General features: G+C 73.4%; 23 protein-coding genes and 1 tRNA gene. 8 read left to right on the top strand and 16 right to left on the bottom strand.

Features of this window, described 5'->3' with window-relative positions; translation table 11 throughout:
- Positions 1-10 precede the first annotated feature (10 nt).
- Positions 11-847 (bottom strand): DUF72 domain-containing protein, encoded by an 837-nt coding sequence (locus JOF54_RS12440; RefSeq protein WP_307804103.1) that lies wholly within the window; start codon positions 845-847, stop codon positions 11-13.
- Between the two features lie 172 nt (positions 848-1019).
- Between JOF54_RS12440 and JOF54_RS12445 the strand changes: the two genes are divergently transcribed.
- The 4 genes from JOF54_RS12445 (at position 1020) to recR (ending at position 4567) form a co-directional block, all read left to right on the top strand.
- Positions 1020-1235, top strand: coding sequence for a hypothetical protein (locus JOF54_RS12445; protein ID WP_210056213.1), 216 nt, complete (start codon positions 1020-1022; stop codon positions 1233-1235).
- Positions 1236-1337: 102 nt separating this feature from the next.
- Positions 1338-3518, top strand: coding sequence for a DNA polymerase III subunit gamma and tau (locus JOF54_RS12450; RefSeq protein WP_245359915.1), 2181 nt, complete (start codon positions 1338-1340; stop codon positions 3516-3518).
- Between the two features lie 70 nt (positions 3519-3588).
- Positions 3589-3906, top strand: a complete 318-nt coding sequence (locus JOF54_RS12455; RefSeq protein ID WP_091408962.1) for a YbaB/EbfC family nucleoid-associated protein — start codon at positions 3589-3591, stop codon at positions 3904-3906.
- A 61-nt stretch (positions 3907-3967) separates the two neighbouring features.
- Entirely contained in the window at positions 3968-4567 is a 600-nt protein-coding gene (recR, locus tag JOF54_RS12460; RefSeq protein ID WP_210056215.1) for a recombination mediator RecR, read from the top strand.
- A 21-nt stretch (positions 4568-4588) separates the two neighbouring features.
- Here the strand turns inward: recR and JOF54_RS12465 are convergent, their stop codons facing one another.
- The 3 genes from JOF54_RS12465 to JOF54_RS12475 all read right to left on the bottom strand — a co-directional run bounded on the left by JOF54_RS12465 (position 4589) and on the right by JOF54_RS12475 (position 7024).
- Positions 4589-5161, bottom strand: coding sequence for a hypothetical protein (locus JOF54_RS12465; protein ID WP_210056217.1), 573 nt, complete (start codon positions 5159-5161; stop codon positions 4589-4591).
- The gene (locus JOF54_RS12470; RefSeq protein ID WP_210056219.1) at positions 5158-6162 is read right to left on the bottom strand and encodes a Gfo/Idh/MocA family protein; all 1005 of its coding nucleotides are present in this window, start codon (positions 6160-6162) and stop codon (positions 5158-5160) included. Before JOF54_RS12470 ends, JOF54_RS12465 begins: the two co-directional genes overlap by 4 nt.
- 319 nt (positions 6163-6481) lie before the next feature.
- Entirely contained in the window at positions 6482-7024 is a 543-nt protein-coding gene (locus JOF54_RS12475; RefSeq protein WP_307804104.1) for a DUF1707 SHOCT-like domain-containing protein, read from the bottom strand.
- Between the two features lie 168 nt (positions 7025-7192).
- On the opposite strand from JOF54_RS12475, the gene JOF54_RS12480 reads away from it, so the two are divergent.
- Both JOF54_RS12480 and JOF54_RS12485 read left to right on the top strand, forming a co-directional pair.
- Positions 7193-8461, top strand: a complete 1269-nt coding sequence (locus tag JOF54_RS12480; protein ID WP_210056221.1) for an aspartate kinase — start codon at positions 7193-7195, stop codon at positions 8459-8461.
- Positions 8462-8727: 266 nt separating this feature from the next.
- A complete protein-coding gene (locus tag JOF54_RS12485) occupies positions 8728-9342 on the top strand; it encodes a hypothetical protein (protein ID WP_210056224.1) in 615 nt (204 codons plus the stop codon).
- Positions 9343-9415: 73 nt separating this feature from the next.
- On the opposite strand, the gene JOF54_RS12490 is transcribed toward JOF54_RS12485, so the two are convergent.
- Positions 9416-9492 (bottom strand) — tRNA-Pro (locus JOF54_RS12490).
- Positions 9493-9514: 22 nt separating this feature from the next.
- A complete protein-coding gene (locus JOF54_RS12495; protein WP_210056225.1) occupies positions 9515-10468 on the bottom strand; it encodes a metallophosphoesterase in 954 nt (317 codons plus the stop codon).
- A gap of 41 nt (positions 10469-10509) precedes the next feature.
- On the opposite strand from JOF54_RS12495, the gene JOF54_RS12500 reads away from it, so the two are divergent.
- A complete protein-coding gene (locus JOF54_RS12500; RefSeq protein WP_210056227.1) occupies positions 10510-10986 on the top strand; it encodes a GatB/YqeY domain-containing protein in 477 nt (158 codons plus the stop codon).
- A 105-nt stretch (positions 10987-11091) separates the two neighbouring features.
- On the opposite strand, the gene JOF54_RS12505 is transcribed toward JOF54_RS12500, so the two are convergent.
- Positions 11092-13593: a transglycosylase domain-containing protein gene (locus tag JOF54_RS12505; protein WP_210056229.1), complete on the bottom strand. Its 2502-nt coding sequence runs from the start codon at positions 13591-13593 to the stop codon at positions 11092-11094.
- A gap of 284 nt (positions 13594-13877) precedes the next feature.
- Between JOF54_RS12505 and JOF54_RS12510 the strand changes: the two genes are divergently transcribed.
- Entirely contained in the window at positions 13878-14114 is a 237-nt protein-coding gene (locus tag JOF54_RS12510) for a WhiB family transcriptional regulator (protein ID WP_210059528.1), read from the top strand.
- A 42-nt stretch (positions 14115-14156) separates the two neighbouring features.
- On the opposite strand, the gene bagB is transcribed toward JOF54_RS12510, so the two are convergent.
- From bagB to JOF54_RS12555, 9 genes are all read right to left on the bottom strand, one after another.
- Positions 14157-15320 carry an ArsA family ATPase gene (gene bagB / locus JOF54_RS12515; protein ID WP_210056231.1) on the bottom strand — a complete coding sequence of 388 codons (1164 nt, stop codon included), beginning with the start codon at positions 15318-15320 and terminating at the stop codon, positions 14157-14159.
- Positions 15320-16318: an ATPase BagA gene (gene bagA, locus JOF54_RS12520; protein ID WP_210056233.1), complete on the bottom strand. Its 999-nt coding sequence runs from the start codon at positions 16316-16318 to the stop codon at positions 15320-15322. The genes bagB and bagA overlap by 1 nt, the downstream gene beginning before the upstream one ends.
- Positions 16315-16956 carry an NADPH-dependent F420 reductase gene (gene npdG / locus JOF54_RS12525; RefSeq protein ID WP_307804105.1) on the bottom strand — a complete coding sequence of 214 codons (642 nt, stop codon included), beginning with the start codon at positions 16954-16956 and terminating at the stop codon, positions 16315-16317. Before npdG ends, bagA begins: the two co-directional genes overlap by 4 nt.
- A 108-nt stretch (positions 16957-17064) precedes the next feature.
- Positions 17065-17856, bottom strand: a complete 792-nt coding sequence (locus tag JOF54_RS12530) for an SDR family NAD(P)-dependent oxidoreductase (RefSeq protein ID WP_210056237.1) — start codon at positions 17854-17856, stop codon at positions 17065-17067.
- The gene (locus JOF54_RS12535; protein ID WP_210056239.1) at positions 17853-19667 is read right to left on the bottom strand and encodes an alpha-galactosidase; all 1815 of its coding nucleotides are present in this window, start codon (positions 19665-19667) and stop codon (positions 17853-17855) included. Before JOF54_RS12535 ends, JOF54_RS12530 begins: the two co-directional genes overlap by 4 nt.
- Positions 19664-20695: a zinc-dependent alcohol dehydrogenase gene (locus JOF54_RS12540; protein WP_210056240.1), complete on the bottom strand. Its 1032-nt coding sequence runs from the start codon at positions 20693-20695 to the stop codon at positions 19664-19666. Before JOF54_RS12540 ends, JOF54_RS12535 begins: the two co-directional genes overlap by 4 nt.
- 48 nt (positions 20696-20743) lie before the next feature.
- On the bottom strand, positions 20744-22096 hold the full coding sequence (locus JOF54_RS12545; RefSeq protein ID WP_210056242.1) for an ABC transporter substrate-binding protein: 1353 nt from the start codon (positions 22094-22096) through the stop codon (positions 20744-20746).
- Between the two features lie 42 nt (positions 22097-22138).
- Positions 22139-23014 carry a carbohydrate ABC transporter permease gene (locus tag JOF54_RS21020; RefSeq protein WP_210056245.1) on the bottom strand — a complete coding sequence of 292 codons (876 nt, stop codon included), beginning with the start codon at positions 23012-23014 and terminating at the stop codon, positions 22139-22141.
- Positions 23011-23970 carry a carbohydrate ABC transporter permease gene (locus JOF54_RS12555; RefSeq protein WP_210056247.1) on the bottom strand — a complete coding sequence of 320 codons (960 nt, stop codon included), beginning with the start codon at positions 23968-23970 and terminating at the stop codon, positions 23011-23013. The genes JOF54_RS21020 and JOF54_RS12555 overlap by 4 nt, the downstream gene beginning before the upstream one ends.
- Positions 23971-24045 lie beyond the last annotated feature (75 nt).

The raw sequence follows: 24045 nt of genomic DNA on the forward strand, positions 1-24045 counted from the left end.
CATGATTCTCTCAGCCGCCCCCGGTGGATTCGCCGCGCAGCCGGGCGAGCAGGCCCATGGCGTCGTAGGGCGCCCGGACCTTGACGTCGTTGTCGCAGTAGACGTAGACGTCCTGCCCCTGCGCCAGCCAGCCGCGGGCCCGGGCCGCCCAGGCGTCCAGCGCCTCGTCGTCGTAGCCGCTGGCGTAGAGCTCGTCGTGGCCGTGCAGCCGGACGTAGGTGAAGTCGGTCGTCCGCTCCTCGATCACCGGCCACCGCCCCGGGTTGTCGGCGATCACCAGGCCGACGTCGTGCCGGCGGAGCAGGGCGTAGAACGCCGGGTCGCGGAAGGTCTCGTGCCGGACCTCGACGGTGTGCCTCAGCCGGTGGTCGGGGACCGTCGTCGTGGTCAGAGCCTGGTCCTCGGGCACCCGCGCGTCGTGCCCGGCGGCCAGCGCGGCCGCCTCGCCCGCGGTGCGGGGGAGCAGGTCGAAGAATGTGGTCATCCGTGCGGCGTCGAAGCCGAGCGTCGGCGGCAGCTGCCACAGGCACGGACCGAGCCCGCGGCCGAGGGCCAGCACGCCCGAGGCCCAGAAGTTGGCCAGCGGCACGGCGACGTCGCCCAGCTTCTTGAGGTGGGTGATGAACCGCGGCCCCTTGACGGAGAACACGAAGTCCTCGGGGACCGCGGCGGCCCAGGAGGCGAAGCTGGTGGGGCGCTGGCGGGAGTAGAAGGTGCCGTTGATCTCGACGCTGGTCATCCGCTCCGCGACGTGGGCCAGCTCGCGACGCTGGGGCAGCCCGGGCGGGTAGAAGGTGCCCCGCCACGGCTTGTACGTCCAGCCGGAGATGCCGATGCGGACGTCCACCGGGCCATTGTCGGCCGGGACCTCCGTCCCGTCCCGGCGGGCCCCTCGTCCCGACGCGGCCGGGACCTCCGGCCCTGACCGGACGACGTCCGACCTGCCAGCGTGAGAGATGCGCAGCCGCGTCGGGGGACCAGCAGCCGGCAAGCCGGCCACCCCTCGTGCAGGAGCACCCATGAACGCAGGCCGGGCCGTCGCCCTGATGCTGAGCGCCGAGGCCCGCCGGGCCCCGCGCCCCGTCGTCGATCCACCGCTGGTCGCTCTCTCCACCGACCGCGCGCGGCGGCTGGCGCTGGCCCTGGCGGCCCCCGTCGTCGAGGTCGCGCCGCCGCGCCGGCGCCGGGCCCGGCTGGCCGCCGCACCCGCCCTGGAGCCGACCGTCCCGGCCTAGCCGCCCGCGCTCGCGCGGCGGGCGCTGTCAGTGCGGGGGCATAAGGTTCTGGGCGTGGAGGAAGCGCTGCTCGAGGACGCCGAGCACACCCAGGACGAGGCGCTGTTCGACGGGCCGCCGCCGTCGACCGGGTCCGCCACGGGCGCGGCCCCGCTGGCCCTCTACCGCCGCTACCGGCCCGACACCTTCGCCGACGTCATCGGCCAGGAGCACGTCACCGCGCCGCTGCAGCGCGCGCTGACCAACAACCGGGTCAACCACGCCTACCTGTTCTCCGGACCCCGCGGCTGCGGCAAGACGACGTCGGCGCGCATCCTCGCCCGCTGCCTCAACTGCGAGCTGGGCCCGCGTGCGGAGCCCTGCGGCACCTGCCGCTCCTGCCGTGACCTCGCCCGCGGCGCTGCCGGCAGCATCGACGTCATCGAGATCGACGCGGCCAGCCACGGCGGTGTGGACGACGCCCGCGACCTGCGCGAGCGGGCCTTCTTCGCCCCGGTGCAGAGCCGCTACAAGATCTACATCATCGACGAGGCGCACATGGTGACGCCGCAGGGCTTCAACGCCCTGCTGAAGCTCGTCGAGGAGCCGCCGCCGCACGTCAAGTTCATCTTCGCCACCACCGAGCCCGACAAGGTCATCGGCACCATCCGCTCGCGGACCCACCACTACCCCTTCCGGCTGGTGCCGCCGAAGGTGCTGACGGACTACCTGGGCAAGCTCTGCGCGGCCGAGGGGATCGCCGTCGAGCAGACGGTGCTGCCGCTGGTGGTCCGGGCCGGGGCGGGCTCGGTCCGCGACTCGCTCTCGGTGCTCGACCAGCTGCTGGGTGGGGCCGAGGAGTCCGGCGTCAGCTACCGGCACGCCACCGCCCTGCTGGGCTACACCCCCGACTCCCTGCTCGACGAGTTCGTCGACGCCTTCGCCGCCGGCGACGCGGGCGGGGTCTTCTCCTGCGTCGACAAGGTCATCGAGGTTGGCCAGGACCCGCGCCGGTTCGCCGAGGACCTGCTCCGCCGGCTCCGCGACCTCGTCATCGTCGCCGCCGTGCCCGACGCGCTGCGCTCCGGCCTCGTCGAGGTCGCCCCCGACCAGGCCGAGCGGCTGTCCTCCCAGGCCGCCGCCCTCGGCTCGGGCGAGCTGACCCGCGCCGCCGAGGTGATCGCCGCCGGGCTCACCGACATGCGCGGGACCACCGCGCCCCGGTTGCACCTGGAGCTGATGTGCGCCCGGGTGCTGCTGCCCGGCGCCGACGTCGACGAGCGCGGCGTGCACGCCCGGCTGGACCGCATCGAGCGCCGGCTCGGCGTCAGCGTCCCCGCCGGCGACGCCCCGGCCCAGCACGCCCCGGTTCGGCCGGCCCCGCTGGACCCGTCCCCCGTCCGTCCGGCAGCCCCGGCTCCTGCTGCCGCGCCCGTGCCTTCCGCGGCTCCCGCCTCGACTGCGACGCGCCCGCCCCCCTCCGGCACCTCGGTGTCCGCGGCTCCTGAGGCCGGTCCGGCCCAGCCGTCCGCCGATCCGGAGCCCAGTGCACCCCCGTCGCGCCTGGCCGAGCCGCCCCGCGCGGAGCCGCCGGCCTCGCTGGCCGACGCCGCTCCCGCCGACCTGCGTGGCCCCTCCGGCGGGGACTCCGACGACACCGCCCTCGGCGCCCCCGCTCCGGCCCCGGCGGCCAGCCCCGGTGCGGGCAGCGGTCAGCTCACCGTCACCGACGTCCGGCGGCTGTGGCCCGAGGTGCTGGAGGAGGTGAAGGGCAAGCGCCGCTTCACCTGGATCCTGCTCAGCCAGAACGCCCAGGTCCACGAGCTCCGCAACGGCGTCATGGTGCTGGCCATGGCCAACGTCGGCGCCCGCGACAGCTTCTCCCGCGGCGGCAGCGAGGACGTGCTCCGGGAGGCGCTGGTCGTCGTCCTCGGGGCCGACTTCAAGATCGAGACGCTGGTGGAGGGCGGGCCCAGCACGCCCACCCCGGCCACCCGGCCGGCCCCGGTCGACCAGCAGGCCGCCGCCTCCTGGGACGCCCCCGCCCCGGCACCCGCCGCCGCTCCGATTCCTCCGCCCGAGCCGCCGCCCGCCGAGCCGGACCGGTCCGAGTCGCGTGAGCAGCTGCGCCAGCAGATCCGCCCCACCCGCCAGGGCCCGGCCGTCGCCAGCACCGACGACGAGCGCGATGCCGCCGCCACCCGGAACGACAGCGACCTGGAGGACTCGGCCGAGTCGCACACCGAGCTGCTGGCCCGCCACCTCGGCGCGGAGATCATCGCCGAGGAGACCGAACGCGCATAGGCTGGCGGGACGAACGGGGGCGACCCCGCGCCGGCCGCGCGCCGGCGGCGGCGACGAGACGAGGAGCACGATGATCCCCGAAGGTGACATGTCCGGCCTGCTGGCCCAGGCGCAGGCGATGCAGCAGCAGCTGCTCGACGCCCAGCGCGAGCTGGCCGAGGCCACGGTCGAGGGCTCCGCCGGCGGCGACGTCGTCACCGCCACCGTCTCCGGGGCGGGTGAGCTGCTCGGCCTGGTGATCAAGCCGGAGGCCGTCGACCCCGAGGACACCGAGACGCTGGCCGACCTGGTGCTCGCCGCGGTGCGTGACGCCACCGGCAAGTCGCAGGCGCTCGCGGCCGCCAAGCTGGGCCCGCTGACCGGCGGCATGGGCGGTCTCGGCTTCTGAGCCTCCCGGCGCCGATCGGCGTCACGAGGACGAGCACGACACGTAGGGACGAGGAGCACGGGTGTACGAAGGTCCGGTCCAGGATCTGATCGACGAGCTGGGGCGGCTGCCCGGCATCGGGCCGAAGAGCGCCCAGCGGCTGGCCTTCCACATCCTGGCGGCCGACCCCGACGACGTCCGCCGGCTCTCCGACGTGCTCCGGCTGGTCAAAGACACCGTCAAGTTCTGCGAGGTCTGCTTCAACGTCTCCGAGGACACCCGGTGCCGCGTCTGCCGCGACCCGCGCCGCGACGCCACGACCATCTGCGTCGTCGAGGAGTCCAAGGACGTCGTCGCCGTGGAGCGGACCCGGGAGTTCCGGGGCACCTACCACGTGCTCGGCGGCTCCATCAGCCCCATCGACGGCATCGGCCCGGCCGACCTCAAGATCCGCGAGCTCTGCCTGCGGCTGGCCGACGGCACCGTCACCGAGGTCATCCTGGCCACCGACCCCAACCTCGAGGGCGAGGCGACGGCCACCTACCTGAGCCGGCTGCTGCTGCCGCTGGGGGTCCGGGTCAGCCGGCTGGCCAGCGGCCTGCCGGTGGGCGGGGACCTCGAGTACGCCGACGAGGTGACCCTCGGCCGCGCCTTCGAGGGCCGGCGGTTCGTCGAGGTCTGACCTCCGGCCCCGCCGCCGAGGTCAGTCCTGCGGTACCCGGCCCTGCACGGCGGCGCGCTCGTCGGCGGTGCCGGTGAGGTGCAGCGACACCCCGACCCCGCCCAGGACGAGCACGTAGAGGATCGAGGGCAGGCCCACCGCCGAGAGCCAGTGCTCGAACAGCAGCGGCTGCGGGCGGTGGCGCAGCAGCACGGTGGCGTTGAGCACCAGCGCGGCGACGTAGGCCACGACGCTGCCGGTCAGCCAGGCCCGGACCAGGCCCTGGTGCCGCCAGGACCAGGTGAGCAGCCCGCCGGTGACGGCACCCAGCAGCAGCCCCGCGACCACCGCGGGCGCCAGGCTCAGCAGCGAGCCGAGGACCAGCACGCCGACGACGCGGGACGCGCTCTCGGCGTCCGGGGTCGACCCGGTGCCCCGCGTGAGGTCCTGGGCCATCAGCCAGCCCACCCGCAGCAGCTGGAAGACGAACATCGCCGCCAGCCCGGCCGCCGCCCCGGTGGCCGCACCGCGGACCACGAGCGACGGGGGAGCGGCGGCCACCGCGCGCTGGACGCGCTCGGGGCTGAAGGGCACGGGCCCGGCGGTGCCGCTCACGCCAGCACCTCCGGGTCCTCGGCCAGGTGGACGCCCAGCTGGTCCAGCGCCTCGCCCAGCACCCGCTGCACGGCGAGGGTGTCGTCCAGCGGCATCACGGCGCTCTCGGTGCGGCCGGCGGCCACCGCCTCGGTGACCTCGACCAGCTCGTGGGCGTAGCCGCCGCCGGTCGCCGGGCGGGTGATGACCTCGGGCTCGGCGCCGCGCCGGTGCAGCACGACGGAACCGGGGTGGTGGAACCGGGGCGGGACCTCGATCCAGCCCGTGGTGCCCTGGATGCGGGCGGCGCCCGGGGTGTGGTGGCGGAGCGTGGCCAGCAGGGTGGCGACCCGGCCGTCGTCGTAGCCCAGCAGCAGGCCCGCCTCGGCGTCGACGCCGGTGGACGTCAGCGAGCCGTGCGCGACGACCCGGTCGGGCGTCCCCAGGAAGTACTGCGCGAACGAGACGACGTAGACGCCGAGGTCCAGCAGGGCGCCGCCGCCCTGGGCCGGGTCGAACATCCGGTCGGCCGGGTCGAAGGGGCGCTCGACGCCGAGGTCGGCCTGGACCTGCCGCACCTCGCCGATCGCCCCGTCGTCGACGAGCGCGCGGGCGGCGACGACCGCGGGCTGGAACCGGGTCCACATCGCCTCCATGACGAAGACGCGGGCCGCCCGCGCGGCGGCCACGACCTCCTCGGCCCCGGCGGTGGTCGCGGTGAAGGTCTTCTCGACCAGCACCGCCTTGCCCGCCGCGATCGCGGCGAGCGCCAGGGCGTGGTGCTGGGGGTGGGGGGTGGCGATGTAGACGACGTCCACGTCGTCGGCGGCCAGCAGCTCGGCGTAGGAGCCGTGGGCGCGGGGGACGCCGAGGTCGTCGGCGAAGGCCTGGGCCCGCTCGGCCGACCGGCTGGCCACCGCGACCAGCTCGGCGCCGTCCACGTGCACGAAGTCCGGGACGACGGCCCGGGCGATGCGGCCCGGCCCGAGGATGCCCCAGCGGACCGTTCCTGGAGTGCTCACCTCGCCACTGTAGGACGGGTGCGGCAGGGGTTCCGCGGCCACCGGCCCGGGGCCCAGCCCCGGCGCTCCCCCGACGAGGGGCACGGCCTGCTGGGACCCCGCGCGCGGCGCGGAGCAGGGGGACGGGTGCGTACCCGTCCGGTCCTGCGACGTGACGGGCGACCGTCGTCCCGGAGTCGGTGACGTCGAGCGCGGCCTGCGCCCCGGGCTCCCCCGATCGGCCCGGCGCGTCGGGAGCCACAGGCCCCTCGACCGTCTCGAAGACGCTACCGTGACCGAAACGTTATGTCAACGATTGACGCTCAGATTGACAGCCGGGTCAATGCTGTCCGTTCTCGCCGTGCTCCCCGTGCCGTCGACGCTCCTTGTCGCCCTGCTCCTCGCCGGGCCAGGTCTTGTTGACCACGCCGGCGACCATCGCGGCGACGATCCACACCCACCAGTTGGACCAGCTCGTCGCGAAGCAGAAGAGGACGGCCGCCGGCCAGACGAGGGTGAGGGCGAGGGTGGCGCCCAAGGGGCGAGGCCGGGTGGCCGGCAGGCCGGCCTCGGGGACCACGGCGGGGACGGCGGAGGCCGTGGGTGCTGCCTGGCTCCACGGCGGCGGCGCGTAGGCCGAGCTCGTCTCCAGCCCGGTCCCGGGGCGGGGCTCGGGCAGGTCGTCGAACAGCGGCTGCAGGTCCGCGGCGGTCCGGGCCGCCAGGGCCTGGCTCAGCCGCTCGTCGAACTCCTCGCGGTCGAGGCGGCCCTCGGCCATGTGCGTCTGCAGGGCGTCGACGGCGCGGTCGCGCTCGGCGTCCCCGATCCGCGGCAGCGGCGCGCGCTGGGGCTCGGGCGGCTGCGGACCGGAGGACTCGCTCACGCGCCCGAGTATCGCACCGGCCCGGTCCCGGGGGGCCGGCGGAGGCGCTGGGCCGCACCCGTCCGGCCCGCTGGACGCGGCCGGTCTACCCGGTCGTCGCCACTACAGTGGTCGCGCAACCGCTGCCGGGGGTCCGGGCGGACCAGCACGAGGTGGAGGAGAGACGGCGTGGGTCGCGTAGTCCAGAAGTACGGTGGGTCCTCCGTCGCCGACGCCGACAGCATCAAGCGCGTCGCCAAGCGGATCGTCGCGACCAAGCAGGCCGGCAACGACGTCGTCGTCGTCATCTCGGCCATGGGCGACACCACCGACGAGCTGATGGACCTCGCCCTCCAGGTCTCCCCGCTGCCCCCGCCGCGCGAGCTCGACATGCTGCTGACGGCGGGCGAGCGGATGAGCGCCGCGCTGCTGGCCATGGCCATCCACGACCAGGGCCACCACGCCCGGTCGCTGACCGGCTCCCAGGCCGGGATCATCACCACCGGGACGCACGGCAACGCCCGCATCATCGACATCACCCCGGGCCGGATCACCAGCGCGCTGGAGCTGGGCGACATCGTCATCGTCGCCGGCTTCCAGGGCGTGGCCCAGGACACGAAGGACGTCACGACGCTGGGCCGTGGCGCCTCGGACACCACGGCCGTGGCGCTGGCCGCCTCGCTGGGCGCCGACCACTGCGAGATCTACACCGACGTGGACGGCGTCTACACCGCCGACCCCCGCATCGTGCCCAGCGCGAAGCGGATCCCGCACATCAGCTACGAGGAGATGCTGGAGATGGCCGCCTGCGGCGCCAAGATCCTGCACCTGCGCTGCGTGGAGTACGCGCGCCGGGAGGACGTGCGCGTGCACGTCCGCTCCTCGTTCTCCAGCCTCGACGGCACGTGGGTCCAGGAGCGACAGGAAGGTTCAGCCATGGAGCAGGCGATCATCTCGGGCGTGGCGCACGACCGGAGCGAGGCCAAGATCACCATCGTCGGCGTCCCCGACCGGGTGGGTGAGGCGGCCCGGATCTTCGAGACCGTGGCGGCCACGGACATCAACATCGACATGATCGTCCAGAACGTCTCCGCCGTCGCGACCGGGCGCACCGACATCTCGTTCACGCTCCCGCAGACCGACGGGCCGGCCGCCATGGCCGCGCTCGACGCGCTCAAGGCCGAGGTGGGCTTCGCCGACGTCCTCTACGACGACCTCATCGGCAAGGTCTCGGTGGTCGGGGTGGGCATGCGCTCGCACCCCGGCGTCACCGCCCGGTTCTTCTCCGCGCTGGCCAGTGCCGGGGTCAACATCGGGATGATCTCCACCTCCGAGATCCGCATCTCCGTCGTCGTCGACCAGGACGACGTCGACCGCGCCGTCGTCGCGGCGCACACGGCGTTCGGCCTGGACAGCGACGACGAGCAGGCCGTCGTCTACGCCGGCACCGGTCGCTGAGGCGCCGGGGAACTTTCTCCCACCCGGACCCATCCGGGAGCACCTCAGCTCCGAACATCCTGCAGAGGCCGGGCCGCGCACGCCGTGGCCGCCTCGCAGGCTGACCGGCGATGCACCACCCGCACAGGGACGAGTCAGGCTCCCGGCGTCCTCGTGACGCCGGGGGCCTGCTCGGGGCGGGTGGGCCCGGTGCTTGCCGAGCCCGACGCCCTCGCGCATCATGTGGGGAACCGCACGGGTCGGACCCGAGCGCTGGAGGCGCCGTCATGTTCGTGCAGGTCGTGCGGGGGGTCGTCGCCGACCCGGTCGCCACGTTCGCCCGGCTGGACGACTGGCTGGAGAACCTCGCCCCCGGGGCCACCGGCTGGCTGGGCACCACCGCCGGGGTGACGGCGGACCGCGAGCTGGTCTCCTTCGTCCGCTTCGCCAGCGAGGCCGACGCCCGCCGCAGCAGCGACCGCGTCGAGCAGGGCCTGTGGTGGGCCGGCAGCGTCCTGCTCTTCACCGGTGACGTGGTCTTCGACAACTACGACGACGTCGAGGTGCTCGGCGACGGGGGAGCCGACGGCGCGGGCTCCGTCGAGGTCCTGCTGGGCCGTGCCCGACCGGGTCGCTCGGGCGACCTCGCCGCCCGGCTGGCCGCCCTGAGCGCCGACCCCGCCGCGGCGGCCATTGGCGGGCTGCTGGGCCGCCACGACGACGGCCGCTTCGTGCACGCCGTCTGGTTCTGCCGCACGGCCCCGCCCCGGTCACGGCCGGTGCTGGACCCCGACGCGCTGCTCGAGCGGCGGGCGCTGGGCGCCGAGGCGCGGGTGCTGCGGCTGGAGCAGCTCTGGTTCGGCTCGCCGGAGCGGGCCGGCCGGCCGGGCTCAGCGGCTTGAGCGGACTGGTCCGGGGAACACGAAAGGCTCCCGGACCGGAGTCCAGGAGCCTCTGCGTGGTCGACCAGCGAGCTGGTCGGGGTGACAGGATTTGAACCTGCGACCTCGTCGTCCCGAACGACGCGCGCTACCAAGCTGCGCCACACCCCGTGGCCCTCGAGCCTCGGAGAGTCTAGCCCATGGCGGACCCCGGAGCCGCATCCGTCCCGCGCGCGGTCAGCGTCAGCAGGGTGGCCTCCGGGCGGCACGCGAAGCGGACCGGCGCATAGGGCGAGGTGCCCAGGCCGGCGGACACGTGCAGCCACGCCGTCCGCCCCCCGGCGACGTGCTGGGACAGCCCCTTGACCCGCGGCCGGTCGAGGTCGCAGTTGGTCACCAGGGCCCCGTAGAAGGGCACGCAGACCTGCCCGCCGTGTGTGTGCCCGGCGATGACGAGGTCGTGCCCGTCGGCGACCGCGGGGTCCAGCACCGACCGGTACGGGGCGTGGGTGACGGCGAGGCTGACGTCGACGGCCGTGCGGTCCACGGGACCGGCGACCCGGGCGTAGTCGGCGCGGCCGAGGTGGGCGTCGTCGGTGCCGCGGAACCCGATCCGGAGCCCGCGCACCTCCAGGGTCGTGCTGGTGTGGGTGAGGTCGGTCCAGCCGGCCGCCCGGAAGGCGGCGTCCAGGTCCGGCCACGGCAGCTCCCGCTTGCTCTCCCCGCGAGGCCGGCTGGGGTGCAGGAGGTAGGACAGCGGGTTCTTGAAGCTGGGGGCGTAGTAGTCGTTGGAGCCCCAGACGTACACACCGGGTACGTCGAGCAGCCGGCCCAGGCTGCTGAGCACGAAGGGGACGGCCTCGCGGTGGGCGAGGTTGTCGCCGGTGTCGACGACGAGGTCCGGCTCGAGGGCCGCCAGCCCGGCGACCCAGCGCTGGCGGGCGACGGCCGACGGCGTCAGGTGCAGGTCGGAGACGTGCAGCACCCGCACCGGGTCCGCCCCGGCGGGCAGCACGGGCACCTCGACGCGCCGCAGGACGAAGGCCCGGGCCTCGACCAGCGAGGCGTAGGCCAGGACGCCCGCACCGGCCCCCAGCAGCCCGAGGGCGCCGCGGGCGAGCGTGGTGGCCGTGCGCGCTGCCGTCATGTCCGGAAGGCTACAAGTCGCCCGCCTGAGAGACTGCAGGCATGTCTCCTGCCCCGTCCTCGCTCAAGGAACGCCTGCGCACCGACCTGACCGCCGCGATCCGCGGCCGCGACAAGCTCCGCTCCGGCACCATCCGGATGGTGCTGGCCGCCATCAGCGAGGCCGAGGTGGCCGGCTCCGAGGCCGTCCAGCTCACCGACCAGCAGGTCCTCGACGTGCTCGTCCGCGAGGCCAAGAAGCGCCGGGAGGCCGAGGATGCCTACCGCGCCGCGGGCCGCGCCGAGCTCGCCGAGCGCGAGCAGGCCGAGGCCGGCGTGCTCGCCGACTACCTGCCCCAGCCGCTGACGGCCGAGGAGGTGAGCGCCATCGTCCGCGACGCCGTCGCCGCCACGGGCGCCGCCGAGCTGGGCCCGAAGGGCATGGGCAAGGTGATGGGCGTGGTGACCCCGCAGACCAAGGGCCGGGCCGACGGCGGGGCGGTGGCCGCCGAGGTGCGCCGCCAGCTCGCCGGCGGCTGAGCCGGTCCCGCGCCGGGCGCACCGCCCCCCTGACGCAGCGCCCCCGGACATGACGATGCCCGCCACCCCTGAGGGGTGGCGGGCATCGTGCACGAGCGGGACGGCTCAGCCGTCGTCGTCCTTCTTCTTCTTCTTGTCCTCCGCAGCCTTCTTCTCCGCGGCCTCGGCCTTCTTGCGGGCCTCTTCGCGGGCCTCGCGCGCCGCGTCGGCCGCCTCCTCGCGGGCCTCGGCCCGGCGCTCGGCCGCCTCCTCGCGGGCCCGGCGCTCGGCGGCCACCTCGGCCGGGTCGCGACCGGCCGAGTAGTTCACGTAGATCGTGCTGAACTCGGCGACGGTGGCGTTCGAGCCGGGGGAGAAGCCGAGGAAGCTGCCCACGGTGGAGCGGCTGTAGACCTGGCGGCGCTCGACGGTGAAGCCCTCCTTCTCGAGCTTCTTCGTCGCGGCCGCGATGCTCAGGCCGTAGAGGCTGGGCACCCGGACCTGCTTGCCGACCTGGACGTCGCGCGAGGGCGCCTTGAAGGAGGTGTCCGGCACCTTCTTCAGGTAGGACTCCATGACGGGCTTCCAGATGAGCCGACCGGCGTCGCCGGAGCCCGAGCCCTGCAGGTAGACGTCCGTCGAGGGCACGGAGTAGTTCTTCACGCCGTTGCGGCGGAAGCCCGGCTTGCCCTTGCGGAAGGGCTTCTTCGTGTTGTCGATCGAGATCATGGCCACGCCGGCGATCTCGGGGGTGTAGCCCGCGAACCAGACGGCCTCGTTGCTGTCGATGGTGCCGGTCTTGCCGGCCATGTCGTAGCCGTTGTAGACCTTGGCCCGCTGGCCGGTGCCCGAGTCCATGACCGACTTGAGCACCTTGTTGACGCCGTCGGCCACAGCGGGCTCGACGACCTGCTCGCAGCCGGCGTCGGGCACCTCCAGCTGCTTGCCGTTCCGGTTCGTCACCTTCGAGACGATGATCGGGTCGCAGTGCACGCCGCGGGCGGCGTAGGTGGCGTAGGCCTCGGCCATCGAGAGCGGGCTCACCTCGACGCTGCCCAGGGTGAACGAGGGGATCGACTGGTAGAAGTCGACGAGGTCGCGGTCCTGCGTGCCCAGCTTCACGCCGACCTTCTCCGCCATCTTCGTGACGTTGCAGAGGCCGGCGGCGAGCTCGAGCTGGACGAAGTAGGTGTTCACCGAGAACTCGGCGGCCTCGGTCATGTCGATGACCTTGGAGTGGCCGACGGAGTTGGTCACCTTGTACTTCGGCACGGTCTCGGTGCCCACGCAGGACTGGTAGGTCTTGCCGGTGAAGTCGAAGGGCGAGCGCGCGTTGAACTTCTTGCTGATCGGGATGCCCTTCTCCAGGGCGGCCGCCATGGTGAAGGTCTTGAACGTCGAGCCCGCCTGGTAGCCCTGGATGCCACCCATCGCCGGGTCGGCGGCCAGGTTCCAGTAGGTCTCGCCCTTCTTGCTGTCGTTGCCCATGACCGGGCGGCTCTGGGCCATGGCCACGATCAGGCCGGTGCCCGGCTGGATCATGTTCATGGTCGAGATCAGCGGGTCGGTCGGGCCGACCACGGAGGAGACCTTCTTCTGCGCGAGGTCCTGGGTCTTCGGGTCGATCGCGGTCTGGATGGTCAGCCCGCCCCGGTTGAGCATGTTCTTGCGGTCGTCCTGCGTCTTCCCCAGGCTCGGCATCTTCAGCAGCGAGCGGCGGACGTAGTCGCAGAGGAACGGGTACTTGGTGCCGACGCAGCCGGCGCGCGTGGTCTTGACCCGGTCCTCGTCGAAGCCGGTCTTCTTGGCCTTCTTCGCCTGCGCGGGCGTGATCAGCTCCAGCTCGAGCATCCGGTTGACGACGACGTCGCGCCGGTCGAGGGCGGCGGCGCGGTTGTCGACCGGGTTGTTGGCGTCGGGGTTCTGCACCAGGCCCGCCAGCATCGCGGCCTGCGCCAGCGTCAGGTCCTCGGCGTCCTTGGAGTAGTAGTGCCGGGCGGCGGCCTGGACGCCGTAGGCGCCCTCGCCGTAGTAGGCGATGTTGAGGTAGCGCTCGAGGATCTCATCCTTGGAGAACTTCTTCTCCAGGGCGATCGCGTAGCGGAGCTCGCGGACCTTGCGCTCCATGCTCTTGGCCTGGGCGTCCGCGATGCACTCGCGGTCCCCGTTGCAGGCCTCGACCTGGACCATCTTCACGTACTGCTGGGTGATGGAGGACCCGCCCTGGGTGCCCGAGTCGCTGGTCGAGTTGCGGACCAGCGCGCGCAGGGTGCCCTTGAGGTCGAGCGCCCCGTGCTCGTAGTAGCGGTGGTCCTCGATGGCGAGCTGCGCCTGCCGCATCACGGGGGCGATCTTGTCCATCGTGACGGGGACGCGGTTCTCGTCGAAGAAGTAGGCGAGGGTCTTGCCGTCGGCCATCAGCACCCGGGAGCGGGTGGGCGGGGCGGGGGTGGAGAGCTCGGTCGGCAGGCTCTCCAGCTCGGTGGCCGCCGCCTTGCTGCTCACCCCGGCCATGCCGGCGAGGGGGACGAAGAGTCCGGCGACCAGGACACCGGCGAGCACGCTGACGATGACGAACATCACCGACGAGTACGCGACGCTGCCCGCGCGCTTAGGGCTGAATGGCATGGCAGACAGGGTACGGGAGGATTTCTGCCATGCCGAATCTCCCGCGCCCCTCGTGCGCGCGTCGCCTGGACGCGGGCGGGAAGACCCCTCCGTACCACGGGCCCGACACAAATGTGCGGGTCCAGGTCACGAACAGGCCAAGGTTCAACTGACACCTCTAGTCACCGACCGCGACCGGTCCCTAGATTACCCACGTCGCACCACCAGGGCCGGGGAAGCCCGGTGCGGCGTCGGACCTACAGGGGAGAACTTCAGTGACTGCAGTGCACCACGAGGACTGGACCATGCGCGCGAAGTGCCGGGGCCAGCAGGACGACCTCTTTCCGGAGGCGGCGGAGCAGAAGCGCGCGCGCCTCATCTGCGGGGGGTGCCCCGTGCGGTCGGAGTGCCTCGCCGAGGCGCTCGACAACCGCATCGAGTGGGGGGTCTGGGGGGGCATGACCGAGCGCGAGCGGCGTCAGCTGCTGCGCCAGCGCAGCGACGTGACGTCGTGGGCGCGGCTCCTGGTCAAGCAGAGCTGAGACGGGGTGGCGTGACCCGGCGGCCGAGCCGCCGGGTCCGCGTCAGTCCCGCTCGGCCAGCAGGTCGCCGACGCGGCGCAGGGTCGCGGCGTCGGTCACGTCGGTGGGCAGCGTCTCCACCAGCGTCCGCGGCACCTGCGGGCGCGCACCCGAGAAGCGGTGCAGCAGCTGCTGCTCCGACTCCACCACGCGCATGAGGTCGGCGTGCCGGCGCAGCGCCTCCACCTCCACCACGACCTCGTCGGGCAGGTCCTCGGCCAGCGAGAGCGCCCGCTCGGCCGAGACGTCGAGCCCGCTGACGTGGGTCCGGTTGATGACCAGGCCGGCGAGCGGCATCTGCTCCTCGGTCAGCCGGTCGACGAAGTAGGCCGCCTCGCGCAGCGCGTCGCGCTGGGGCGTGGCCACCACCACGAACGTCGTGTGCCGCGACGACAGCAGCCGGTAGGTCTCCTGCGCCCGCGTCCGGAAGCCGCCGAAGAGCGCCTCGCAGGCGGCGACGAAGGTCTGCAGGTCCTTGATCAGCTGACCGCCGACCACCTTGTTCATCACCGTCGAGACCAGGGTGAAGCCGACGCTCATCAGCCGCAGCGGTCCCCGCGCCGGCGCGAGCAGCAGGCGGATGAAGCGGCCGTCCAGCAACGAGCTGAGGTGCTCGGGGGCGTCGAGGAAGTCCAGGGCCGAGCGGGCCGGCGGGGTGTCGACGACGATCAGGTCCCAGCGCCCGGCCGCCCGCGCCTGGCGGTGCAGCTGGCCCAGCTTCTCCATGGCCATGTACTCCTGCGTGCCCGCGAAGGAGGAGGACAGGGCGACGTAGAAGGGGTTGGAGAGGATCTCCTGCGCCCGGTCGGGCGTCGAGTGGGCCAGCACGACGTCGTCGAACGTCCGCTTCATGTCGAGCATCATCGCGTCGAGGCTGCCGCCGGCCGCGGTGTCGATGCCGGTCACCGGGCGCGGGGTGTTGTCGAGCTCGCCCAGGCCGAGGGACTGGGCCAGCCGCCGGGCCGGGTCGATGGTGAGGACGACGACCTTGCGGCCGGCCTCGGCCGCCCGGAGCGCGAGGGCGGCGGACGTCGTCGTCTTGCCCACCCCGCCGGAGCCGCAGCAGATGACGATCTCGGTGCTCCGGTCGGCGATCACGGCGTCGACGTCGAGGAACGGCGGCGGCGCGGGGGTCGGTGCGGCGGGGGTCCGGGCGCGGGCGGCCATCAGGCGGCCTCGAGCGCGAGCTGGTCGCGGAGCTGGTGCGCGATGGTCACCAGCGCGTCCTCGTCGATGCCGGCGGGGTCGAACGTCACGGCGGCCAGCGGCAGGCCGAGCCCCGTCAGCCGCTCGTGGCGGGCCTGCTGCTGCAGGGTGCGCGCGGCCTCGACGGCGAACTCCGCGGCCAGCGTGGCGTTCTGCGCCGCCGTCCAGCCGGGCACGGACAGGTCGAGCCCGCCCTGTGCCGCCTCGGCCAGCACCTCCGGGGCGAGCGGGGTCGGCGTCACCATGTTCTCGATGACGCTGCCGATCGCGATCCGGGTGGGGGCCAGGGCCGTGACGGCCTCCTCGGTCTCGGTCACCGGCATGTCCTCCAGGAGCGTCACCAGGTGCACGACCGTGGTGGGGGCGCGCAGCACGGTCATGATCGAGTCGGCCTGGCTGCGGATCGGGCCCATCTTGGCCAGCCCCGACACCGCTTCGTGCACGTTGAGGAACTGGGCGATCCGGCCCGTGGGCGGGGCGTCCAGGACGACGGCGTCGTAGGCGCCCGGCCGGTTCGTCGGCCCGCGTCGGACGGCCTCGTAGACCTTGCCGGTGAGCAGCACGTCGCGCAGGCCGGGGGCGATCGAGGTGGCGAAGTCGATGGCGCCGAAGCGGTCGAGCGCCTTCCCGGCCAGGCCCAGGTGGTAGAAGGTGTCGAGGTACTCCAGCAGCGCGTCCTCGGCGTCGATCGAGAGGCCGTGCACGACGCCGCCGGCCGGGGTGCGGAGCAGCCGGCGCTCCTCGTCGCCCACCAGCGGCGGCACGCCGAACAGCTCGGAGATGCCGTGCCGGCCCTCGACCTCGCAGAGCAGCACGCGGCGACCCTCGGTGGCCAGCGCGCAGGCGAGCGCTCCGGCGACCGTGGTCTTGCCGGTGCCGCCCTTGCCGCTGACGATGTGCAGGCCGTGCCGGGGCGGGGCGGGAGCGGGCGCCGGCGACGGGCGGGCGGCGCGGCTCATGGCAGGTCGGTGACGTGCAGGCCGGCGTGGGCCTTGTAGCGGCGGTTGATGGCGATGAGGTTCGCGGTGAAGGCCTCCACCTGGCCGGCCAGCCGCAGCCGGCCGGCGTAGATCCCGCGGGCGCCGGGGATCGCGGTGGCCAGCTCGCACACGGTGGCGACGGCGTCGCGGTCCTCGCCGAGGACCAGCACGTCGCCCTCGAGGTGGTCGACCGCCGGGTCGTCCAGCAGCACCGCGCTGACGTGGTGGAAGGCGGCGACGACGGTCGACCCCGGCAGCAGCTGCTGGGCCTCCTGCGCCGCGGACCCGGCCTCGACGGCCAGCGCGTAGGGGCCCTGGCCGTCGAAGCCCAGCGGGTTGACGCAGTCGACGACGATCTTGCCGGCCAGCGGCCCGGCCAGCTCGGCGAGCAGGGCGGCGTGGCCCTCGTAGGGGACGGTGACGACGACCAGCTCGGCGGCCGCGGCGCCGGCGTTGGTGTCCCCGGTGACGTCGCCCAGGTCGGCGTAGGCGGCGGCGACCTCGTGCGCCCGCTCGGCCGAGCGGCTGCCCAGGACGACGGCGTGCCCGGCCGTGGCGAAGCGGCGGGCCAGGCCCCGGCCCTGCGGTCCCGTGCCGCCGAGGATCCCGATCCTCACGCGCGCGTCCCGGCCGCGGCGGGGAGCCGCGGGGCGCGACGGGGTGCGGGACGGGCGGTGGGGGTCATGCCGGTCATCGTAGTGCGCACGACCCACCGGGCCGGGTGCTCAGGTGGGGTACGGGTAGCAGCGCGCGGTGGCGCCGCCGTCCACGGTCACGGCCTCGCCGTTGACGAAGCCCGCGTCCGGCGAGAGCAGGAACGCCACCACCGCGGCGACCTCGGACGGCTCGATCAGCCGACGGATCGGGTGGAGGTCGGCGTACTCGGCCAGCAGGGCCTCCGGGTCCTCGGCCGCGTCGAGGAAGCGCTGGGTCAGCGGTGTCCGGACCGCTCCCGGCCGGACGGCGTTGCAGCGGACCCGGTGCGGTCCCTCCTCGACGGCGAGCTGACGGGTCAGGGCGTCGATGCCCCCCTTGGTCGCGGCGTAGACGAAGGACTCCGGGAAGCCGACCAGGGCGTGGATGCTCGAGAGGTTGACGATCGACCCGCCGCGGTCGCGCATCACGCCCACGGCGGTCGCGCAGCCCAGCATCGTGCCGACGAGGTTGACGCCGACGACCGCCCGGAGGTCGTCCTCGTCCAGGTCCCGGGCCGTGGTGGGCCGCTCGATCCCGGCGTTGTTGACCCAGCCCGTCAGGGTGCCCCGCGCGCAGGCCGCGTCCCGGGCCCGCTCGTGGTCGACGCGTCGGGTGACGTCACCCGGCACGGGGTGGAACGCCTCGCCCAGGGACCGGCTCGCCGCCTCCAGGGCCTGCTCGTCGCGGTCGAGCCCGACGACGGTCCAGCCCCGCTCCACGAGCAGCCGGCTCGTGGCCTCACCGATGCCCTGGGCGGCCCCGGTCACGACGGCGACCCCGGCCCGGCCCGGTACGGCGGCGGTCGCCGGACCGTCGCTCATCGCCGGCCCCCGTCGCCAGCGGCAGCACGCCGCACCGACCACAGCGCCGAGGTCACCGACGCCGGCGGGCTCGGCAGCCCCACGTCCTGCAGCTCGGCCCCGGTGACCAGGACGGCCTCGTCGGGCGCGGCGACGTCGACGGGGGCCACGGCGTAGGTCGTGCGGGCGTCCAGGCCGGCGGGCCGGACGGGGTCCCAGCCCCCGGTCGGGGGCAGCCGGAAGGCAGCGACCAGGTGCTCGTCGCCGGAGCTGAGCTGGAAGGCGGGCTGCCGGTGGCCCCGCTCCTCGCGCAGCGGCTGCTCGGTCAGCGGGACGAGGACCCCGTCGGCCAGCAGCGGGCGGACGACCGTGGTGAAGGTCGTGACGTGCTCGCGGAGCCGCGCCGCCAGGTCCGGCCGCATCTCGGTCAGCCGCACGGAGACCCCGAAGCGGTGCAGCAGCGCCGCCCGCACCTTGGTGTCGAACTGCTCGAGCGTCAGCAGGCTGCCCGAGTAGTCGACCTTCTGGAAGCGGTGCTCGCCGCGCCACTCGCTCTGCGGCCAGTGCAGCAGCTGCCGCGGCGGCAGCATCCGGGCGGCCCCCCAGAGCACGGCGAGGTGGTGCTCGGTCCAGTCGGGGTCGGAGAGGAAGAAGCCGTCGACGTGCGCGGCCAGGCCGGCGTCCAGCCGGAGGCCGCCGGAGGCGCACGCCTCGAGGACGGTCGCCGGGTGCGCGACCTTGAGGCGGTCGAGGACCGCGTAGAGCCCCCGGTAGTGCTGGAGCAGCCCGTCGTCGGCGCGGTGGCCGTGGTCGTCGCGCGCGCACCCCCGTCCCGGGTCGAGGTTGAAGTCCCACTTGAGCCACCGGGCGCGTGTCTGCTCCAGCAGCCCGTGCACGGTGTCGTGCACGTGCTCGCGACCGCGGCGGGAGCCGAGGCAGACGTAGCCCAGCCGGGCGCCGTCGGCGTCGAGCGCGAGCAGCTCGGGGTGCTCCTCGGCGACCGTTGCGGCTCCGCCCACCGCCTCCGCCTCGACCCAGATCCCGAACTCGACGCCGCGGGCCCGCGTCTGCTCGGCCAGCCAGGCCAGCCCGTGCGGGAAGCGCGCGGTGTTGACGCGGTGCCAGTCCCCGCGCTCGGCCACCCAGTCGCTCGTCGCGTCCGCCCGGCCGAACCACCCCGCGTCCAGCACGGCGACCTCCAGGCCGAGGTCGGCGGCCACGGCGGCGTTGGCGAGGAAGACGTCCTCGTCGATCTCCACGTCCTCGTAGGGCCACCAGTGGTTCCACTCGGTGAGCAGCGGCGGACCGGGCGGCACCTGGCCGAGGAGGTGCCGGGCGAGGGAAGCCGCCGCCTCGGCGGTGCTCGTGCCCCAGCCGACGGACACGGCGGGCAGGGTGCCGGCCTCGCCCTCGGTCAGGTGCAGCCGCTGCCCGTCCGGGTGGAGACCCACCTCGACCCGGACGCCCTCGGCGGTGGGCGTGCTGGTCAGGCGCCAGTTGCCGCTCCAGTGGAGGGTGAGCACGCAGGCTCCGGCGGCGCCCTCGACCGCGAGCCAGGGGCTCGCCTGGTTGCTCGAGCGGCCGCTGGTCACCTCGAGGACGAGGGGCTCGCCCGCGGGCCGGTCCTGCGGCTCGAACTCCAGGCCCCAGCTGCTGGTGAAGCCCCGGAGCGTGCGGGCGCCGGGCACGTGGACCGCGGCGACCACCGGGACCAGGCCCTCGGCCGGCGTCGGGCCCTGCACCGTCGCCGTCCAGGTGGCGGCAGCCTCGCCGCCGTCCCGGACCAGCTCGGCGCCGGGCAGGACCGCGAGGACCTCGGGAGCGGCGCTCACCGGTGCGCTCCCGGTCGCAGGACGACCTTGCCGGCCGGGTGACCGGCGAGCAGCGCCTCGTACCAGTGCTGGCCTTCGGACAGGGGGGCCGGGACCACCTCGCCGTGGAACTCCAGGCGACCGGTCCCGAGCAGCTCCAGGGCCTCGGCGAACTCCGCCGGGCGGTAGGCGAAGCTCGTGGTGGCCGTGACCTCGCGGCGCACGAGATCGCGCACGGGGACCGGTGACTCCGCGCTGTGCAGGCCGACGAAGCAGACCTCCCCGCCCGGGCGGGCGGCGGCGACGGCGGCCCGGCGGGTGTCGGTGCTGCCCACCGCGTCGAAGACGGCGTCGACGCCGAGGCTCCCGGTCCTCGACGCCACCTCGGCCAGCAGCGCCTCCGGCTCGTCGGGGAGCCGGACCCCGCCCGCGGCCTCCGCGGGCGCGACCCGGCCCGGCAGGCGCTCGGTGAACAGCAGCGTCTCCACCCCGCGGTGCCGCAGCACCTCCAGCAGCAGCAGCCCGATGGGTCCCGCGCCGAGCACGAGCGCCGTCCCGCCCTCGGCGACCGCCGTGCGGCCGACCGCCCGGACGGCGCAGGCCGCCGGCTCGGCCAGCACGCCCGCCTCGGGCCGGGGGTAGCGGTCGAGTCGGTGGAGGGCGTCGACCGGGACCACGACCAGCTCGGCGTTGCTGCCGTGCACGTGCCCGCCGAGGAGCCGGCGCTCGGGGCAGACGTTGGGCCGCCCGGCCCGGCAGACCGGGCAGGCCAGGCAGGAGGTGAGCGGGTTGGCGGTGACCGGGGTGCCCAGCGGCAGCCGCCGCCCGGCCGGGACGTCGGGCCCGTAGGCCTCGACCGTCCCGACCAGCTCGTGGCCGAACACCAGGCCGGGTCGGCGGAGGCCGTCCGTCCCGCGGAAGCCGCCGAGCTCGGAGCCGCAGATGCCCGACTGCGCGACGAGCAGCCGCACCTCACCCGGTCCGGGGACCGGATCGGGGACGTCGGCGAGCTCGAACCGGCCGATCTCGGCCAGGACCAGCGCCTGCATGGGACCTCCGCTGAGGGGTGGGTGGGGAGCCGGTGGCGGGCGCGGCGGCTAGGCCAGCAGCTTGGTGGCGGCGTCCTGCATCTTCTGGGCCGCGGCCTCGGGTGTCAGCTTGTTGTTGAGCAGCAGGTCGACGTTGGTGCCGAACACCTCGTTGAAGATCTGCTGCATGTTGGTGGTGTAGAAGTCGCCGATCCGCGCCTTCGGCAGGTTGGTCATGGCCTCGCTGAAGCCGTCGGGCATCCCCTGCAGCATCTCGTCGGAGGTCCGCGCCGCGTTCTCGAGCGGGATCCAGTCGTGGTTCGTGGCCATCGTCTTCTGGAACGTGGTCGCGCTCCAGAGGGCGAAGGTCTGGGCCGCCGACAGCGCGCCCGAGTCCTTCGGGATCACCCAGCCGCCCATCCAGTACGGGGCGACGCTCTGGCCCTGGTAGCTGGGCAACGGGGCGACCGCCCAGTTCGCCTTCATCTGCTGGTAGGAGGCGATGCTCCAGCTGCCGTCGGGGATCATCGAGAACGCGCCGGAGGCGAACCCGCCGTTGTTCTGCGACACCGCGGCGCGCTCCTCCGGGCGCGGGGCGACGTGCTTGGACCACATCAGGTCCTGCACGTAGCGCAGGGCCTCGACCACCTTCGGGTCGGTCATCTGGAACGCGGCCGGCTCCAGCGCCTTGTCGACGAAGGCTGTCCCGGCCGCCCAGGCCAGGGACTGCAGGCCCCACCAGATCCCCAGGGCCCCGATGTCCAGCCCCCAGCGGGTGACCTTGCCCCCCGAGCTCTTCTGCAGCATGGGAGCGGTCTCGACGACCTTGTCCCACGTCCACGTGGCGTCGGGGTAGTCCAGGCCGGCCTCGTCGAAGTGGTCCTTGTTGTAGTACAGCATCATCGTCTGCAGGCTGTCGGGCACGCAGAACAGGTTCTTCCCGTCGAAGCGCCAGGGGTCGTAGAGCGCCGTCGGGTAGGTGGCCTGGTCGACCATGGGGGTGCCGTCGACGGCGGTCTGCTCGTTGAAGATGAGCCCCTTCTTGTAGTGGGCGTAGGCCTGGACGTCCCAGAAGTAGATGTCGAAGGGCTTCTTCGCGGCGTACTGCAGCTGGATCTTCTGCCAGTACTGGTCGTAGGGCAGGAAGTTGATCTTGGCCGTGTACTTGCCCGAGAACTCCTGGTTGAACAGCGCCACGCGCTTCTTGAAGTTGTCGTCGATGGTGGGCCCGTTGGTCCAGGCGTAGACGGCCAGCTCGGTCCGGCCGACCACCTGCGTGCTGGTCGCGGCGGGCGCCGACGCCGGCGCGTCACCGCCGGAGGAGCAGCCCGCCACGGCGAGCGCGGAGGCGGCCAGGCCTCCGAGCACGGTCCGGCGGGTCAGCTGGGGCGCGGTGGCGCCGGGGAGGAGGGGGTGGGGCACGGCACGATCCCTTCGGACGGTCCAGCGGTCGCTGGTGGTGGGCTACTTGTTGATGCCGCTGACGGTGATCCCGCGCACGAACTGGCGCTGCGCGAGGAGGAAGACGACGACGGACGGGAGGGCGGCGATGGTCGTCGCCGCCATGGTGAGGTGCATCTGCGGCCCGATGCGCGGCGAGCCGCTGAAGTAGGACAGGGCGACGGCGATGGTGTACTTCGACTCCTCCGAGAGGTAGATCACCGGGCCGAAGAAGTCGTTGTAGGCCCCCACGAACGTGAACACCGACACCGTGGCGATGACCGGCCAGCTCAGGGGCATGAAGATCGTCCACCAGATCCGCAGGTAGCCGGCCCCGTCGATGCGGGCCGCCTCCTCCAGCTCCTTGGGGATCCCGAGGAAGAACTGGCGGAACAGGAACACGAAGAACGCCGACCCGAAGAACGCCGGGAGGATGAGCGGCTTGAAGGTGTTCAGCCAGCCGAGGTTGTTGAAGACGATGTAGGTGGGCACCAGCGTCACCGTGGTCGGCAGCATGAGGGTGGCCATGAGGACGAAGAAGATCGCGTTGCGGCCGGGGGCGCGGAGCCGGGCGAAGCCGTAGGCGCAGAAGGAGCAGCTCAGCAGGGTCCCGAGGACGACGAAGCCGACGATCGTCGCGGTGTTGAGGATGTAGCGCTGGAACGGCACCAGCGTGAGGACCTCGACGTAGTTGTGCCACTGCGGGGTGAACAGCCACAGCGGCGGGTTGACGAACACCTGGTCGCTGGTCTTGAGCGAGGTCAGCACCATCCAGACCACCGGCAGCAGCACCACGAAACAGCCGAGGGAGAGCACGACGACGAGGGACCAGCGGCCTAGCCGACCGCGGGCCGGGCGCCGGCGCGGGGTGGCCTGGACGGGACGGGTGGTGGTGGTCACCGCTCATCACCGCCCTCGGTGTGCACCCAGAGCGGCATCGAGCGGAAGACCAGGGCCGTCAGCGCCAGGATGATCGCGAAGGTCACCCAGGCGATCGCCGACGCGTAACCCATCTTGAGGTACTGGAACGCGTTCTGGTACAGGTAGACCGAGAGCAGCAGTGTGGAGTTGTCGGGCCCGCCGTTGGGTGTCAGGACGAACGGCTCGGCGAACACCTGCAGGGCGTTGATCACCCCCATGATCAAGTTGAACAGGGTGACCGAGGACAGCATCGGCACCGTCACGTGCAGGTGCTGCCGCCACCGGGTCGCGCCGTCGACCTGGGCTGCCTCGTAGAGCTCCTTCGGCACGCCCTGCAGCCCGGCCAGGTAGATCAGCATCGTGCCGCCGAAGCCCCACAGGCTCATGAAGATCAGCGCCCGCAGCGCCCAGTTCTCGTCGGTCAGCCAGGCGGGCCCGGCGATGCCGATCTTGCCGAGCGCGACGTTGATCAGCCCGTACTCGCCGTTGAACAGCCACTTCCAGAGCATGGCGACGGCGACGCCGCTGATCACGCTGGGCAGGTAGTAGGCCGAGCGGAAGAAGCCCAGCGCCGGGATCTTGGCGTTGAGCATGATCGCCAGCACGAGCGCCAGGACGAGCGTGGCCGGGACGCTGACCAGCCCGTACACGAGGCTGACCGCCAGCGACTTGCGGAACAGGCCGTCGGAGGCGAGTGCGGCGTAGTTCTCCAGCCCGGTCCACTGCGGCGAGGACAGCAGGTCGTAGGAGGTGAAGCTCAGCAGGAACGAGGCCACCATCGGGCCGAGGGAGAACAGCAGCAGGCCGAGCACGGCCGGGGCGATGAAGACGTAGCACCAGATCGCTTCCCGGCGCCGGTTGCGGCGGGACCGGGTGGCGGTACGGGTGCGCCCCGCACCGGGCGCGACCGCCCTGTCGACCTGCACTGCAGACATCTATGTCCTAGTTCCGCTAAGTGGAACGGTGTTCCCGGCAGTGGGATGTGGGTATCGTACGACAGGTGACGCAGT

Origin of the sequence: Microlunatus capsulatus (assembly GCF_017876495.1) — a bacterium.
Lineage (GTDB): Bacteria > Actinomycetota > Actinomycetes > Propionibacteriales > Propionibacteriaceae > Microlunatus > Microlunatus capsulatus.

What these genes read in the sequence shown, in the direction of transcription:
- JOF54_RS12445 (WP_210056213.1), top strand. Translation starts at nt 1,020, where the DNA reads ATGAACGCAGGCCGGGCCGTCGCCCTGATGCTGAGCGCCGAGGCCCGC.
- JOF54_RS12455 (WP_091408962.1), top strand. Translation starts at nt 3,589, where the DNA reads ATGATCCCCGAAGGTGACATGTCCGGCCTGCTGGCCCAGGCGCAGGCG.
- JOF54_RS12485 (WP_210056224.1), top strand. Translation starts at nt 8,728, where the DNA reads ATGTTCGTGCAGGTCGTGCGGGGGGTCGTCGCCGACCCGGTCGCCACG.
- JOF54_RS12495 (WP_210056225.1), bottom strand. Translation starts at nt 10,468, where the DNA reads ATGACGGCAGCGCGCACGGCCACCACGCTCGCCCGCGGCGCCCTCGGG.
- JOF54_RS12500 (WP_210056227.1), top strand. Translation starts at nt 10,510, where the DNA reads ATGTCTCCTGCCCCGTCCTCGCTCAAGGAACGCCTGCGCACCGACCTG.
- JOF54_RS12505 (WP_210056229.1), bottom strand. Translation starts at nt 13,593, where the DNA reads ATGCCATTCAGCCCTAAGCGCGCGGGCAGCGTCGCGTACTCGTCGGTG.
- JOF54_RS12510 (WP_210059528.1), top strand. Translation starts at nt 13,878, where the DNA reads ATGCGCGCGAAGTGCCGGGGCCAGCAGGACGACCTCTTTCCGGAGGCG.
- bagB (WP_210056231.1), bottom strand. Translation starts at nt 15,320, where the DNA reads ATGGCCGCCCGCGCCCGGACCCCCGCCGCACCGACCCCCGCGCCGCCG.
- bagA (WP_210056233.1), bottom strand. Translation starts at nt 16,318, where the DNA reads ATGAGCCGCGCCGCCCGCCCGTCGCCGGCGCCCGCTCCCGCCCCGCCC.
- JOF54_RS12530 (WP_210056237.1), bottom strand. Translation starts at nt 17,856, where the DNA reads ATGAGCGACGGTCCGGCGACCGCCGCCGTACCGGGCCGGGCCGGGGTC.
- JOF54_RS12540 (WP_210056240.1), bottom strand. Translation starts at nt 20,695, where the DNA reads ATGCAGGCGCTGGTCCTGGCCGAGATCGGCCGGTTCGAGCTCGCCGAC.
- JOF54_RS12555 (WP_210056247.1), bottom strand. Translation starts at nt 23,970, where the DNA reads ATGTCTGCAGTGCAGGTCGACAGGGCGGTCGCGCCCGGTGCGGGGCGC.